A 13996-nucleotide genomic window follows, 5' to 3' on the forward strand; every position below is an offset into this window, starting at 1 on the left:
TTATCCAATTATAATATGCGGCGGCGCAAATCAAATCCTAAATCAATTATACCGAATATCGCCACAAGATAAAGTAGAAAAGGCAGGAATAAGCAAACGACCGTCCCTGCCGCCACCACACCTTTGCCAACCCCTTTTTTGTAAGCGGCGTAGTAAAGAAACGAAAATCCTTGCACAATCATCGCCAGCTGCAACACATACGATAAGTTCAACACGGCGATATAGGCAAACGATCCTTCTTTGAACGGGAACAAGGAGAGAAGGAGCACAAAGACATACAACCACAATACAGTTTTCGGCCACATAAGCTCGCGAAACGGCGGCCATGAACCGACCGGCAGCTTTAGCCTCTTCATCACCGGCAGCGAGACGATGATCGTCGCGTACGCCAGCGCAAACGAAGCGATGACAAACAGCGTCGGAACCATATAGCCGATCAGCTTCAGCCCTTGTTCGAACTGCCTTTGCATCTCCAAAGGCGGCGCTTGTCCCATTCCCTTCATTAGATTCATTGCCGTGTCAAACGATTCTCGCACGAGCGCAAGCGTATCTTGGATCATATCGACGTGCAAAAATTGAATCGAGATGATGTAATCAAGCACGATATTCGCCAAAAATACAAGCGCGCCGACAAGAAGAACAAGATAACGGTTTTTCTGTTTCGAAAGCATCGCGCCGACTGCCATGCCGACGGTGCCGAACATAAGCGCCATCGGCAGCGACAAAAGCGAGCCGATCAAACCGGAGATGACCAGGGCCGCCGCCAGCAGCAACATAGCTGGAATCCACCCATGGCGCATCGTAAACACCATAAACGGAAGCGCTAAAAACAAAGCGGCGACAATCCCAATGACCGGCGCGTACAGCGCAAGCAAAAACAAAACAGCAAACAGTGCGAGCTCAATCGCCGCTTCGGTGAGGGCGTGCGTTTTTCGCAATGGACGTTCCCCTTTCTTTGTTTTTTGGTGATTTGACCTCCTTCCCCACTTTCACTCTGCTTGGGAGTGGGAGTCCGCTCAGTCAGAGGAGATAAAAAAAGCAGTAAGGATCCCCCCTTACTGCTTGCTTTCGGCTCACTCGTCCGCAACGTACGGCAGAAGCGCCATTTGGCGCGCGCGTTTGATCGCGACCGTCAATTTGCGCTGATATTTCGCGCTCGTTCCCGTTACACGGCGCGGCAAAATTTTGCCGCGTTCAGAAATGAACTTTTTCAGCAAATCGACATCTTTGTAGTCGATATGCGTAATGTTGTTCGCCGTGAAGTAACATACTTTGCGGCGTTTGCCGCGGCCGCCTTTCCGTCCTGCCATGCTATTTCCTCCTTTCCGTTGCCATCGTTTCCTCATCGGTGGAATGGCCCGCTGCCTGCGCGTTGTTTAGAGACAGGGGCTTCAAGCGACTTGTTTATTAAAACGGCAAATCATCATCAGAAATATCGATCGACTGGCCGTCATTGGCGAAAGGATCGTCATCGATGCGGCCAAACCCTTTTTCGTTCGGATATTGGTGGTTCTGATCTTGCCCGAATGGGAATGGATCCCCATAGTAGCCGCCTGCTGTTGCCCCTCGCTGCTCGCTCGTTCCTTTCGGCTCAAGAAATTGGACGCTATCAGCCACCACTTCCGTCACGTACACGCGCCGACCTTCTTGATTTTCATAGCTGCGGGTTTGCAGTCGGCCATCGACACCAGCCAAGCTCCCCTTTTTCAAAAAGTTGGCGACGTTTTCCGCCTGGCGGCGCCAAACGACACATTGAATAAAATCCGTTTCCCGCTCGCCCTGCTGATTTGTAAACGGACGGTTGACCGCGAGCGTAAACGTGGCAACAGCCACTCCGCTTGGAGTGTAACGCAACTCCGGATCTCTCGTTAACCTGCCGACCAAAATGACGCGGTTAATCATCAGAACCACCTCTTAATCATGTCGAAAAGATTATTCTTCTTCTTTGACGACGATATGACGGATGATGTCTTCGCTGATGCGCGCTAAGCGGTCGAATTCTTGCACCGCTTTCGGCTCCGATACGACATTGACGATCATGTAATAGCCGTCGCGGTATTTTTGAATTTCATAGGCTAAGCGGCGCTTGCCCCAATCCGTCACGTTCGTAATCTCCGCGCCGTTTTCTTTCAACACGTTGTTGAACCGTTCCACGAGAGCTTGTCTCGCTTCATCGTCCATGTTCGGGCGGATGATGTACATGATTTCGTACTTTCTCACGCTCGTCACCTCCTTTTGGTCTAAGCGGCCCTTCCATTCGAAGAGCAAGGAGCAATCACCATTACTCACATTTGTTGATTATACCATGACCGACAACGATAAGCAAGGCAGTTTGCCGCATTCCGTCGGCGCAAACATCTTCCATCCGTATGACCAAGCCAAAAACGGCCCCATGCCGTGACCTGCTGCATCCGCCCTGCCCTCGAACCGATAGTTACACGTTGAACCGGAAATGCATAATGTCGCCGTCTTGCACTTCGTAGTCTTTTCCCTCCAAGCGCACTTTTCCGGCTTCGCGCGCCGCCGCCATCGATCCAGCCGCGACAAGGTCATCGTACGACACCGTTTCCGCGCGAATAAACCCTCGCTCAAAGTCGGAATGGATGATGCCGGCGCATTGCGGCGCTTTCATCCCTTTGCGGAACGTCCACGCCCGCACCTCCTGCTCGCCGGCGGTGAAAAACGTCGCCAATCCGAGCAAGCTGTAAGCGGCGCGGATAAGCTGGTCAAGGCCAGACTGCTCGATGCCGAGCTCCTGTAAAAATTGCCGTTTTTCCTCATCGCTGAACTCAGCGATTTCCTCTTCGATTTTGGCGCAGACAACAATGACTTCAGCGTTGTCGCGCTTCGCAAACTCGCGCACGTCCTTGACAAACGGATTGCCGCTAGGGTCAGCGATATCTTCCTCGCCGACATTGGCGACGTAAAGCATCGGCTTTATCGTCAACAAATGCAGCTGCTTGACGACTTTCATCTCTTCATCAGTGAACTCGAGTGTGCGCGCCGGCTTGCCGTCTTCGAGCGTCTCCTTCAACCGCCGCAAAATGTCGTATTCAAACGCCGCCTCTTTATCCTTTTGCTTGGCGATTTTGCCGACCCGCTCGATTCGTTTGTCAATCGTTTCTAAATCAGCCAACACGAGCTCCAAATTGATCGTTTCGATATCGGCGAGCGGGTCGACTTTGCCCGCCACGTGGGTGATGTTTTCATCACTGAAGCAGCGGACGACTTGGCAAATTGCATCGACTTGCCGGATGTGAGACAAAAACTTGTTGCCAAGCCCCTCTCCTTTGCTCGCCCCTTTGACGATGCCCGCGATATCGGTAAATTCAAAAACAGTCGGCACCGTCCGCTTCGGCCGAAACATTTCCGTCAATACATCGAGCCGCTCATCGGGCACTTCGACGACACCGACGTTCGGCTCAATTGTGCAAAACGGATAGTTGGCTGACTCAGCACCTGCTTTTGTAATGGCGTTAAACAGCGTCGATTTGCCGACGTTCGGCAATCCGACGATTCCTGCTGTCAATCCCATTCGTTCCACTCCTCTTTCCCGTTCACATCTTTCCTCATTATATGGGCTGGCGCAGAAAATGACAAGCGCGCCGCAAGCGGGGAATGTTTCCTCTCCCACCCGCTTCAAAAAAGGCGGAAGTTTGCGCCCTGTTCCCAACACTTGGATGACAAAATCATCTTTTCGGATCAACAGCCTCAAACCGCATTTTGTCATCGACAATATCTTTTTTCTACTGATCCGAAGCAACTGTGAACCGCTTACTTTGCTTCCGACGTGACTTTTTCAATATTGACCAAACAGTCATACAGCGTGCTGCCGCAGCCGTTATCCGACTCCAAATCGGACGTGAGGACGTTGACCGGCCCGCCGAACACTCCCCATTGTCCTTCGTCAATGTTGATCGTGCCTGGATAGGCGCCATCAAGCACCTTGACCGTTCCCACGAGCGATCCACGGTCGTTGTAAACACGCGCCCGGTCGCCATCGGCAAGACCCTTTGCCGCAGCAACATCAGCCGCTACCTCAATGCGGACTGTCTGAAGCGCTGGGATGAGCGGATAATGTTGCGAATGATTCGAACGGAGCGGATGGATCGTCAACAGCCGATACGGATATTTGGCGGCTAGTGCCGGATTGGACTCCTCCGATTCGGCCGGATACATGATTTGCAGCCGGCCATCCATCCCTTTTTTCTTGGCGATGGTTGACGTAAATTCGTATTTTCCGCTTGGCGTTTGAAACCGGCGGTCGCGCCATGGCACCGGTTCGACAGGCAAAAGGACGCGGTGTTCTGTTTTCAATCGCTTCAGCGTAATGCCGTGATGCTCCAACGGCCGGAGCGCCATCGCAAGAAACTGCTCACGCGTATAGGCAAAATCATCCCCAAACCCGAGCCTTTTTGCCAGCTCCGTCCAAATCCACAAGTCCGGCTTCGCCTCACCCGGCGGGTCGACAAGCTTCGGCCCGTAGTTCAAATACGCATGGTACATCGATGAACAATAGACGTCTTCCTCTTCAAACGAAGCCGCTACTGGCAAAACATAATCAGCCATTGCAGCCGTATCAGTCATGAACTGCTCAAACACAACCACCGTTTCAATGGAAGCGAACGCTTTTTTCATCAAGTTCGTGTTCGGCACTTGAGCGAGCGGGTTGCCGCACGTGACGATCACCATGCCGATCGGTGGATCATCCGCCCGCAATATCTCTTCTCCCTGCTTCATCATCGTCCATGTGCGCGATGCCGTTTTCCGCTCTGGGAGCGTCAATGCGGCTTTATCAAAACACTCGCCCACCTGCAAGTTGCCAAAATTCGCCCCTCCACCCGGAATGCCAACGTTGCCGCTTGCGGCGACAAGGGCATCGATCCATCGGATTGTATTGCCGCCGTTCGCATAGCGTTGCATGCCAAGGCCAAGATACGTTGCGGTCGGCCGGTCCCCGTAAAGCCGGGCCAGCTTCGTCATTTGATCGCGGCTAACACCGGTATGCCGCTCAATCTCCGCCAACGAAATTGTCTGCAATAGTTGTTTGACATCATCAAACCCAATTGTGTGTTGCTTGATAAAGGCCCGGTCCTCCAACCCGAGTCGAAGCAGCTCTTTCATAATGCCCATCGCCAAAAAAGCGTCCATTCCCGGCTTGATGCATACGTACTGATCGGCGATGCGCGCCGTCGGGCCAAACAGCGGATCAATGACCACAATGGTCGCCCCGCGTTTTTTCGCGGCAAGCAACCGCTCGAATAAATGCATGTTCGTGCGGGCGACGTTTCGCCCCCAAATGACGATGTGGCGGCTGTTGTCGATATCTTCTGGCGCATGGCTGTAGGCGTTGCCAAAATCCCATGTCTGCGCCTCAATGCCCGCGCCCCAGCAAAGGCTGCCGATAAGCTCTGTTGCCCCACCATAACAATTAAAAAAACGGCGGTCCAGGTTTTTCAGCAGCCCGTTGTTGGCGTAATCATGGCTGTGAAGCACGGCTGTCGGCCCAAATTGTTCTTTCAACTTCCGCATTTTCCCGGCGATGTCATCAAGCGCCTCTTCCCAAGAAATGCGAACGAACTGCCCGTTTACTTTTTTCAACGGATAGAGAAGGCGTTCTTTGGCGTTTACCCGCTCTTTCAACATCCGCCCGCGTCCGCAAATGTTCCCTTTCGTGATGGGATGGTGTTCGTCGCCGTCAACCCGTACGACTTTTCCCTCGTTCACCGTCACCTTCAGCCCGCATACGTCCCAGCAGTTGAGCGGACATGATGTTACATGCGTCGTTTCCGTCATTTTCTCCCTCCCCTTCGCAACAAAAGAGCATGGCCTCGCCACCATGATTCATTTGCTTATTCTTCATGCTTGACGAGCACTTTTTTCATTTTGCGGATAAACTCTTTGCGCGGCAACAAAACGCTATGGGAGCACCCTTCGCATTTAATGCGGATGTCAGCGCCCAAGCGAATCACTTTCCAACGATTCGTTCCACATGGGTGCGGCTTTTTCATTTCGACGATATCGTATAGGCCGAACTGTTTCTCTTCCATCGATCCACCTCCCTATGACAACGATTGCTCCCGTTGCGGCTTTGCCTCGGGCTGCTCTTGTTCGTCGCGGCGATGCAGCACAAGCCGTGGGTATGGGATTTCGATTCCCCGTTCGTCCAACAGCAGCTTTACTTCCTTGCGGATCGCCCGAGCGACCGCCAGATGGCGCATCGGCTTCGTTTCGCACGTGATGCGCAATATGACTTCCGAGCTGGCTAAATTTTGCACGCCAAGCAATTCCGGCGGGGCGACCATGTCTTCATACTTCGCCGGCAGCTGCGGAAGAAGCTCGCGGATGGCTTCCTCCGCCTCTTCAATGTCTTCTTCATAGGCGATGCTGACGTCAACGACAGCGAGGCTGTTGTGCAGTGAATAGTTCGTCACTTGAGTGATGCTGCCGTTTGGCAAAATGTGCACTTCCCCGGTCCAACTTTTAATTTTCGTCACCCGAAGCCCAATCGTTTCAACATACCCTTCAAAATTGCCAATGCGCACATAATCGCCGACCGCGAACTGGTCTTCAAAAATGATGAAAAATCCAGTGATGATGTCTTTCACTAAGCTTTGTGCGCCAAAACCCACGGCCAGCCCGACGACCCCAGCCCCGGCGAGCAGCGCTTTGACGGGAACGCCAAACGTATCTAAAATCATCAAGAGCGCAATAAAATATAGTACGTACGTAATGACGTTGTCGAGCAGCCGAACGAGCGTCGCCTCCCGCCGTTCGGAAATGCGGATCGGCGCCTTCTGTCGCACTTTGAACATGTTATGAACGGCAATTTTCAACACTTTCACCGCAATGGCGCATATGAGTAGGATAAGAACAATCTTCAGCGTCCCTTTTCCGATCTGGAGCCACAATTTCTCATCTATCAAAAATGCGAACAATCGGCTCATCGTTTTTTCCATCGTGTTCAACGTTGGCGACACCTCAATCTTTTTTCTTGTTCTGCGCTTTTATTTTAACAAGACCGGCCGCTGATTTGTAGCCCGATATCCCGTTATCGCGAAGAAAAGGCAAGAAAACGAACAATGAAATGTATATCATTCTTTTATTTTCCGTATACTGTTAATACTTTTGAAACGAAAGTAGGAGTGAAGCGAATGAGCATACCATCGATATTTTACTCATCCAAGGAGGAAAGGGACCGCGTGTTTTACGATGAGCAAGGGGCGGTGTCGTCGATCGCTTGGCGGGTCGCCTCACTGCTTCCCGACCCGCTCGCTCAGCCGGTCGCTATCGTTTGCATCGGCACAGACCGCTCGACCGGCGATTCGCTTGGACCGCTCGTCGGCACGATGCTCAAAGAGAAGCCGTTGGCTCGCTTCCACGTGTACGGAACACTCGAAGAACCAATCCATGCCGTTAATTTGGAAGAAAAGGTAGAAGCCATTCGACTCATTCATAACGATCCGTTCATGATCGCGGTCGATGCCTGCCTCGGGCGGCTGAAAAGCGTCGGCGCCATCACGATTGCCAAAGGACCCGTCCGCCCTGGGGCTGGGGTCAACAAACAGCTCCTTCCCGTCGGCGACGCCCATATTACTGGGGTTGTCAATGTCAGCGGGTTTATGGAGTTTTTCGTCCTGCAAAATACGCGCCTCCATCTTGTCATGAATATGGCGAAAACGATCGCCAATGGCATTTACGAAGCGGAGCGGTTCATCCTCCGAAAAGAGCGGCTCGCTGCCCCTCCGCTCTCAACAGACCGGCATTCATTATGGTAGGCAGCAAATCCCCCTCTTGGTCAGCTGTTCAAGGAGGGGATTTCTTTTCTGTCCGGCCAAAACAACCGGTCGTTAAACGAGTGAAAGAATGAAAACGGCGGCTGCCGTAATGAGAATGCTCGGCAGCAAATTGGCCACGCGAATGTTCGTCAAACCGAGCATATTGAGTCCAATGGCCATAATTAAAATGCCTCCGGTCGCCGTTGATTCGGCGATGAACGAATCGAGCACTTCCTTCGGCACAAACCGTTCGATTTGCGTCGCCAACAGCGCGATGCTCCCCTCATAAACAACGACCGGCAAGGCGGAGAAGATGACGCCGATGCCGAGCGTCGTCGTCAAAATGACACTGGCAAAGCCGTCTAAAATCGATTTCGTATACAAGACGCTATGGTCGCCGCGCAGCCCGCTGTCAAGCGCTCCGACGATGGCCATCGCCCCGATGACAAACAACAACGTTGCGCTGACAAACCCTTTAGCGATGCTTCCTTGCCCGTTTCCGCTCACTTTCACCTCGAGCCATTGACCGAGCCGGTTCAGCTTTTCCTCCCAGTTCCACCACTCCCCGAGAATGCCGCCGAAAACAAGGCTGAAAATAACAACGAGAAACTGTTCGCTTTTCATTCCCATTTGTATGCCAAGCAGCGCCACCGCAAGCCCAATCCCCCCCATCACCGTTTCCTTCACTCGCTCGGGGATGCGATGAAGCCATTTTCCAATCAACGCCCCGGCGATAATGCTCACTCCATTGACAATCGTTCCTAACAACACCATGATGTCCAACCCTCTCTTGCAAAAAAATAAACCGGCCTTGATCAAAGGGCCGACTTACTCGTCGAACCGCACATCGAGCAGTTCTAATATTCTCTCTAAATCTTCCGGAGAAAAAAACTCAATTTCAATTTTTCCTCTTTTCCTCGTTTGTTTAATCGTGACGTTCGTCCCGAATTTTTCGCGCAGCAACGATTCGCTTTCCCGAATAAACACGCTTTTTTCCGGCGGTTTCCGCTTCGATGTTTCACGTGAAACATTTTCGTTCGCTTGTTGGATCAGTTTTTCAAGCTGGCGGACGTTCAACCCTTCGCGAATCGTCCGTTCCACGATCGATTTCATTTTGCTTTTTTGTTTCAGCCCTAAAAGCGCGCGGCCATGTCCCATCGAAAGTGTGCCATCAATGAGCAGCTTTTGCACATCTGAAGGGAGGGACAACAAACGCAAATGATTAGCGATGTGCGGACGGCTCTTCCCAACACGGCTCGCGACTTCCTCCTGGGTTAAGTGCAGCTTGTCCATCAACATTTTGTACGCCATCGCTTCCTCGATCGGGTTCAAATCCTCGCGCTGCAAGTTTTCAAGAAGGGCGAACTCCATCATTTGCTCATCAGTCAACTCGCGCACCACGACCGGCACTGACGGCAAATTCGCCTCTTTGGCCGCCCGATAGCGCCGTTCACCAACGACGATTTCAAATCCGTTCGGTACACGGCGGACGATGAGCGGCTGCAAAATGCCGTGCTGCAAAATCGATTGCTTCAACTCCTCAATCGCCTCAGGCTGAAACGTTTTCCGCGGCTGGTACGGGTTTGGATGAAGGTCGTGAATGCTTACTTCCCGCACCGTTTCCTCTTTCCCATTAAGTTCATTGAGAGAAAGGTTGTCAAACAGCGCACTGATGCCTTTGCCGAGACCTTTAGCCACGTTCAAGCACCTCCTTCGCCAGTTCCAAATACACTTCCGCCCCCCGCGATTTCACATCGTACAAAATGATCGGCTTGCCATGGCTTGGCGCCTCACTCAGCCGCACGTTTCGCGGGATGATCGTCTGGTACACCTTTTCGCGGAAATACTTTTTGACTTCTTGAATGACCTGCAAGCCTAGATTCGTCCTTGCATCAAGCATCGTCAACAGAACGCCTTCGAGGCGCAAATCATAGTTTAAGTGCCGCTGCACAAGCCGGATCGTGTTAAGCAGCTGGCTGAGCCCTTCTAACGCATAATATTCGCATTGGACAGGGATGAGCACAGAATTGGCCGCTGTCAACGCGTTGAGCGTCAGCAAGCCGAGCGAAGGAGGACAATCGATAATAATGAAGTCGTATTTGTCTTTCAGCGGCTCGATCGCGTTTCTCAGCCGGATTTCGCGGGAAACGACCGAGACGAGCTCAATTTCTGCGCCGGCGAGCTGGATCGTCGCTGGAATGACGTATAAATTTTCGATGTCCGTCGGTCGAATGACATCTTTTGCTTTCATGTCGCCAATGATGACATTGTAAATGCATTCGTCCACATCGCCTCGCTCAATGCCGATGCCGCTCGTCGCATTTCCTTGCGGATCGGCGTCAACAAGCAGCACTTTTTTTCCAAGATGCGCCAAACATGCCGATAAATTGACCGCCGTCGTCGTTTTTCCAACTCCGCCTTTTTGGTTTGCAATAGCAATGACTTTTCCCACGATGCCACCTACCTCTATCTCTTCCTCAATCCATTTTATTTTAGCACGAAAACAGGAAAATGACTTTGTTTTCTGAAAGAAAAAACCCCATCAGCAGTGCTTGATGAGGCAAAAGGTGACTTTCGTTATTTTTTCGCGATTCGAATCGTAATTTGATAGTAGTCATCGAATTCTTCTTCTTCCGATTGAACGGACACCCCGCTGCTTTCGACCATGGAAAGCGACTGGCGGATCGTGTTGACGGCGATGCGCATATCGCGGCTGAACGCCTTTCGCTTCGGTTTTGGCTTCCGTTCCCCCGCCTCGAGCAGCTTTAACACCCGATCTTCCGTCTGCTTGACATTCAACTGTTTGTCGATGATTTCTTGCAGCAGTTTCAGCTGTTTTTCTTTATCTTTCAAGGCAATCAATGCGCGCGCATGACGTTCCGTAATCGCCCGTTGCAAGAGCGCCTCTTGCACCTCTTGCGGGAGTTTCAGCAGACGCAGCTTATTGGCGATCGTCGACTGTCCTTTGCCGAGCCGCTGAGCGAGCGCTTCTTGCGTCAAATCATGGAGCTCGATCAATTTGGCGTACGCCATCGCCTCTTCAATCGGCGTCAACTCTTCGCGCTGTAAGTTTTCAATGAGGGCGACGGAGGCGGTTTCTTTGTCATTTAAGTTTTTGATGATCGCGGGGATTTCCGTCCAGCCAAGCTTTTGCACCGCTCTCCATCTCCGCTCGCCCGCGATGATTTCAAACCGTCCGTTCCCGCATTCGCGGACGACGATCGGCTGGATGATGCCGTGCGTGCGGATCGTCAGCGCCAACTCGTCGATCTTCTCTTCATCAAACATCGTGCGCGGCTGAAAGCGGTTCGGAATAATGCTTTTGACCGGAATGTGGCGAACTTCCTCCCGCTCTTGCTTTTCCTCCATTTCTTCCTGTTCTTTTTCTCCAAAGCTGAACAAGCGCGAAAATGGATGCTTCATCCCCCTACACCACCTTTGGACATACTTGGCCAAAATGTCTCTGTCTCGCCCGGCATACGCCGCCTTACGGTCGGTTTTTTGGCGCGGGACGAAGGCGGGGAGCGAAACAGCTTGTTTCTCTCTTTCAGCCGGCAAAGCCCTCCCCCGCCCGCAAAGACGCTACTGAATCGGTTGTTTGTTCGGCGTTCCCGGTTTGCGCGGGTATTGGTTCGGCGTTTTTCTCATTTTTTGGATGAAAATGATCGTTCGTTCGCCTTCGTCAAACGGCAACGTGAACGTTTCCGTCGCCGTCACTTCTCCGCCAAGCACAGAAATCGCCTTGTTTCCCTCTTTCAGCTCCTCGAGCGCCGAAGCAGCTTTCATCGCAATGAATGTCCCGCCCATTTTCACGAGCGGAAGGCAAAGTTCGACAAGCACTGGCATGCGCGCCACCGCTCTGGCCGTGACGACGTCAAATGATTCGCGCATCCCCTTTTGACGGGCGAACGTCTCAGCGCGTTCGTGGTAAAGCGCCACGTCCGCAAGCCCGAGCTCGGTGATCAGATGCTCTAAAAAACGGATGCGTTTTTGCAGCGAATCAACGATGGAAACGCGCAAATGCGGAAAACAAATTTTGAGCGGAAGGCTCGGAAATCCCGCCCCGGATCCGACGTCGCAAAGCGCAAGCGGCGCTGAAAAGTCGTAGTAAAAAGCCGGGGACACCGAGTCGAAAAAGTGCTTCACATAGACGCCGGGCTTGTCCGTAATAGCGGTCAAATTCATTTTCTCGTTCCACTCAACGAGCAGTTCGTAATAGCGCTCAAACTGCGCAAGCGCCCGGGAAGAGAGGAGAATTCCCCTCTCTTCGAGCATGGTTTGAAATTGTGTCGCCTCCATAAGCCAATCCTTTCCCTCATTGTTTATTCATTCGACACGCGCGCGATTCTTCCTTGTTCCAAATACACTAATAATATCGAAATATCGGCCGGATTGACGCCGGAAATGCGCGACGCCTGGGCGATCGAAAGCGGGCGCACTTGTTTGAGCTTTTGCCGCGCCTCGGTTGCAAGCCCTTGGATGGCGTCGTAATCGATATCTTCCGGGATTTTTTTGTTTTCCATTTTTTTGAGCCGTTCGACTTCTTGCAACGATTTTTGGATGTAGCCCTCGTACTTGATTTGAATTTCGACTTGCTCAGCCACTTCCGGAGCGATCTCCTCGTCAGCCGGCGCCAGTTTTCGGATGTGCTCGTACGTCATCTCCGGGCGTCGGAGCAAATCGGCGGCGCGAATGCCGTCTTTCAGCTCGCTTCCACCCGCTTCACGGATGACTTCCTGCACTTTTGGCGTCGGTTTGATGATCACCGTTTGCAGCCGCTTTTTCTCTCGTTCGATCGCCTCTTTTTTCGCCAAAAATTTTTGATACCGCTCTTCGGAAATGAGACCGATCCGATAGCCGAGCTCGGTCAGGCGCAAATCGGCGTTGTCATGGCGAAGCAAAAGCCGGTACTCGGCACGCGACGTCAGCAGGCGGTACGGCTCATTCGTCCCTTTCGTCACCAAGTCGTCGATTAAAACGCCGATATAGGCATCCGAACGGCTTAAAATGATTTCTTCGCGGCCGAGCGCACGGTGGGCGGCGTTAATGCCGGCCATAATGCCTTGGCCCGCCGCTTCTTCATAGCCGGACGTGCCGTTGATTTGCCCTGCGGTATACAAGTTTTTCACAAGCTTCGTCTCGAGCGTCGGCCATAGCTGCGTCGGCACGATGGCATCATACTCGATCGCATAGCCAGCCCGCATGAGCTGCGCCTTCTCAAGTCCCGGGATCGTCTCGAGCAGCTTGCGCTGGATATGTTCCGGCAAACTTGTTGACAACCCTTGCACGTACACTTCTTCTGTTTCCCGCCCTTCCGGCTCGAGGAAAATTTGATGGCGCGGCTTATCGTGGAACCGGACGACTTTATCCTCGATCGATGGGCAATAGCGCGGCCCGGTTCCTTTGATCATGCCGGAGTACATCGGCGACAAGTGCAAGTTTTCATCGATGATGCGGTGTGTTTCCTCCGTCGTGTACGTCAGCCAGCACGGCAGCTGATCAGTGATGTATTTTGTCGTCTCGTACGAAAACGCGCGCGGCTCCTTGTCTCCCGGCTGAATTTCCGTTTTGCTGTAGTCGATCGTCCGGCTGTTGACGCGCGGCGGCGTGCCCGTTTTGAAGCGAACAAGCTCAAACCCAAGCTCTTCTAAATGCTCGGACAGCTTAATCGACGGTTGCTGGTTGTTCGGGCCGCTCGAATATTTAATGTCTCCGATGATGATTTCCCCGCGCAAAAACGTCCCGGTCGTAATGACGACCGCCTTGGCGTAATAATGCGCCCCCGTGTGAGTGATGACACCTTTGCAAACGCCGTCTTCGACGATCAGCCGCTCGACTTTTCCTTGCAGAAGCGTCAAATTTTCTTGATTTTCGAGTGTTTTTTTCATTTCCCGCTGGTACAGCACTTTATCGGCTTGCGCCCGAAGCGCGCGGACGGCTGGCCCTTTGCCGGTGTTTAGCATCCGCATTTGAATGTATGTTTTGTCAATGTTTTTTGCCATTTCCCCGCCGAGAGCGTCGATTTCGCGCACGACGATTCCTTTCGCCGGGCCGCCGATCGACGGGTTGCACGGCATGAACGCGATCATATCGAGGTTGAGCGTAATGACAAGCGTCTTCGCCCCGATGCGCGCCGAAGCTAATGCCGCTTCGCAGCCGGCATGGCCAGCGCCAACGACAATGACGTCATACGTTCCTCCATGGTAATCCATATGGCA

Annotated in this window: 15 protein-coding genes; 1 reads left to right on the top strand and 14 read right to left on the bottom strand. The window is 52.6% G+C overall.

What is annotated here, in order from left to right; translation table 11 throughout:
- Positions 1–8: 8 nt before the first annotated feature.
- The 8 genes from GT3570_RS17055 to GT3570_RS17090 form a co-directional block, all read right to left on the bottom strand.
- On the bottom strand, positions 9–938 hold the full coding sequence (locus GT3570_RS17055; protein ID WP_062899074.1) for a YybS family protein: 930 nt from the start codon (positions 936–938) through the stop codon (positions 9–11).
- A 135-nt stretch (positions 939–1073) separates the two neighbouring features.
- Complete coding sequence (gene rpsR / locus GT3570_RS17060) at positions 1074–1310, bottom strand: 30S ribosomal protein S18 (RefSeq protein ID WP_008880812.1); 237 nt, start codon at positions 1308–1310, stop codon at positions 1074–1076.
- A 97-nt stretch (positions 1311–1407) separates the two neighbouring features.
- Positions 1408–1902 carry a single-stranded DNA-binding protein gene (ssb, locus tag GT3570_RS17065; RefSeq protein WP_062899075.1) on the bottom strand — a complete coding sequence of 165 codons (495 nt, stop codon included), beginning with the start codon at positions 1900–1902 and terminating at the stop codon, positions 1408–1410.
- Positions 1903–1932: 30 nt separating this feature from the next.
- Entirely contained in the window at positions 1933–2220 is a 288-nt protein-coding gene (gene rpsF / locus GT3570_RS17070) for a 30S ribosomal protein S6 (RefSeq protein ID WP_011232945.1), read from the bottom strand.
- A 214-nt stretch (positions 2221–2434) separates the two neighbouring features.
- Positions 2435–3535, bottom strand: coding sequence for a redox-regulated ATPase YchF (gene ychF / locus GT3570_RS17075; RefSeq protein WP_011232946.1), 1101 nt, complete (start codon positions 3533–3535; stop codon positions 2435–2437).
- A 239-nt stretch (positions 3536–3774) separates the two neighbouring features.
- Positions 3775–5796, bottom strand: a complete 2022-nt coding sequence (locus tag GT3570_RS17080; RefSeq protein WP_014197030.1) for a molybdopterin-dependent oxidoreductase — start codon at positions 5794–5796, stop codon at positions 3775–3777.
- Positions 5797–5852: 56 nt separating this feature from the next.
- Entirely contained in the window at positions 5853–6050 is a 198-nt protein-coding gene (locus tag GT3570_RS17085; RefSeq protein WP_062899076.1) for a DUF951 domain-containing protein, read from the bottom strand.
- 12 nt (positions 6051–6062) lie between these two features.
- Positions 6063–6968 carry a mechanosensitive ion channel family protein gene (locus tag GT3570_RS17090; protein ID WP_011232949.1) on the bottom strand — a complete coding sequence of 302 codons (906 nt, stop codon included), beginning with the start codon at positions 6966–6968 and terminating at the stop codon, positions 6063–6065.
- Between the two features lie 186 nt (positions 6969–7154).
- Here GT3570_RS17090 and yyaC point away from each other — a divergent pair, with 186 nt between their 5' ends.
- A complete protein-coding gene (gene yyaC / locus GT3570_RS17095; protein ID WP_011232950.1) occupies positions 7155–7778 on the top strand; it encodes a spore protease YyaC in 624 nt (207 codons plus the stop codon).
- 72 nt (positions 7779–7850) lie between these two features.
- On the opposite strand, the gene GT3570_RS17100 is transcribed toward yyaC, so the two are convergent.
- The 6 genes from GT3570_RS17100 to mnmG form a co-directional block, all read right to left on the bottom strand.
- Positions 7851–8552, bottom strand: a complete 702-nt coding sequence (locus tag GT3570_RS17100; RefSeq protein WP_011232951.1) for a DUF554 domain-containing protein — start codon at positions 8550–8552, stop codon at positions 7851–7853.
- Between the two features lie 54 nt (positions 8553–8606).
- Entirely contained in the window at positions 8607–9476 is an 870-nt protein-coding gene (locus GT3570_RS17105) for a ParB/RepB/Spo0J family partition protein (RefSeq protein WP_011232952.1), read from the bottom strand.
- Positions 9469–10230, bottom strand: coding sequence for a ParA family protein (locus GT3570_RS17110; RefSeq protein WP_014197033.1), 762 nt, complete (start codon positions 10228–10230; stop codon positions 9469–9471). Before GT3570_RS17110 ends, GT3570_RS17105 begins: the two co-directional genes overlap by 8 nt.
- A 125-nt stretch (positions 10231–10355) precedes the next feature.
- On the bottom strand, positions 10356–11201 hold the full coding sequence (noc, locus tag GT3570_RS17115; protein WP_011232954.1) for a nucleoid occlusion protein: 846 nt from the start codon (positions 11199–11201) through the stop codon (positions 10356–10358).
- Between the two features lie 159 nt (positions 11202–11360).
- Positions 11361–12077 carry a 16S rRNA (guanine(527)-N(7))-methyltransferase RsmG gene (gene rsmG, locus GT3570_RS17120; RefSeq protein ID WP_011232955.1) on the bottom strand — a complete coding sequence of 239 codons (717 nt, stop codon included), beginning with the start codon at positions 12075–12077 and terminating at the stop codon, positions 11361–11363.
- Between the two features lie 23 nt (positions 12078–12100).
- The gene (gene mnmG, locus GT3570_RS17125; RefSeq protein WP_011232956.1) at positions 12101–13990 is read right to left on the bottom strand and encodes a tRNA uridine-5-carboxymethylaminomethyl(34) synthesis enzyme MnmG; all 1890 of its coding nucleotides are present in this window, start codon (positions 13988–13990) and stop codon (positions 12101–12103) included.
- Between the last annotated feature and the right edge of the window lie 6 nt (positions 13991–13996).

Origin of the sequence: Geobacillus thermoleovorans, assembly GCF_001610955.1 — a bacterium.
GTDB lineage: Bacteria > Bacillota > Bacilli > Bacillales > Anoxybacillaceae > Geobacillus > Geobacillus thermoleovorans.

Bases quoted from the DNA above. Each gene is read 5' to 3' on its own strand.
- rpsR (WP_008880812.1), bottom strand. From the start codon at position 1,310: ATGGCAGGACGGAAAGGCGGCCGCGGCAAACGCCGCAAAGTATGTTAC.
- ssb (WP_062899075.1), bottom strand. From the start codon at position 1,902: ATGATTAACCGCGTCATTTTGGTCGGCAGGTTAACGAGAGATCCGGAG.
- ychF (WP_011232946.1), bottom strand. From the start codon at position 3,535: ATGGGATTGACAGCAGGAATCGTCGGATTGCCGAACGTCGGCAAATCG.
- GT3570_RS17080 (WP_014197030.1), bottom strand. From the start codon at position 5,796: ATGACGGAAACGACGCATGTAACATCATGTCCGCTCAACTGCTGGGAC.
- GT3570_RS17085 (WP_062899076.1), bottom strand. From the start codon at position 6,050: ATGGAAGAGAAACAGTTCGGCCTATACGATATCGTCGAAATGAAAAAG.
- yyaC (WP_011232950.1), top strand. From the start codon at position 7,155: ATGAGCATACCATCGATATTTTACTCATCCAAGGAGGAAAGGGACCGC.
- GT3570_RS17100 (WP_011232951.1), bottom strand. From the start codon at position 8,552: ATGGTGTTGTTAGGAACGATTGTCAATGGAGTGAGCATTATCGCCGGG.
- noc (WP_011232954.1), bottom strand. From the start codon at position 11,201: ATGAAGCATCCATTTTCGCGCTTGTTCAGCTTTGGAGAAAAAGAACAG.
- rsmG (WP_011232955.1), bottom strand. From the start codon at position 12,077: ATGGAGGCGACACAATTTCAAACCATGCTCGAAGAGAGGGGAATTCTC.
- mnmG (WP_011232956.1), bottom strand. From the start codon at position 13,990: ATGGATTACCATGGAGGAACGTATGACGTCATTGTCGTTGGCGCTGGC.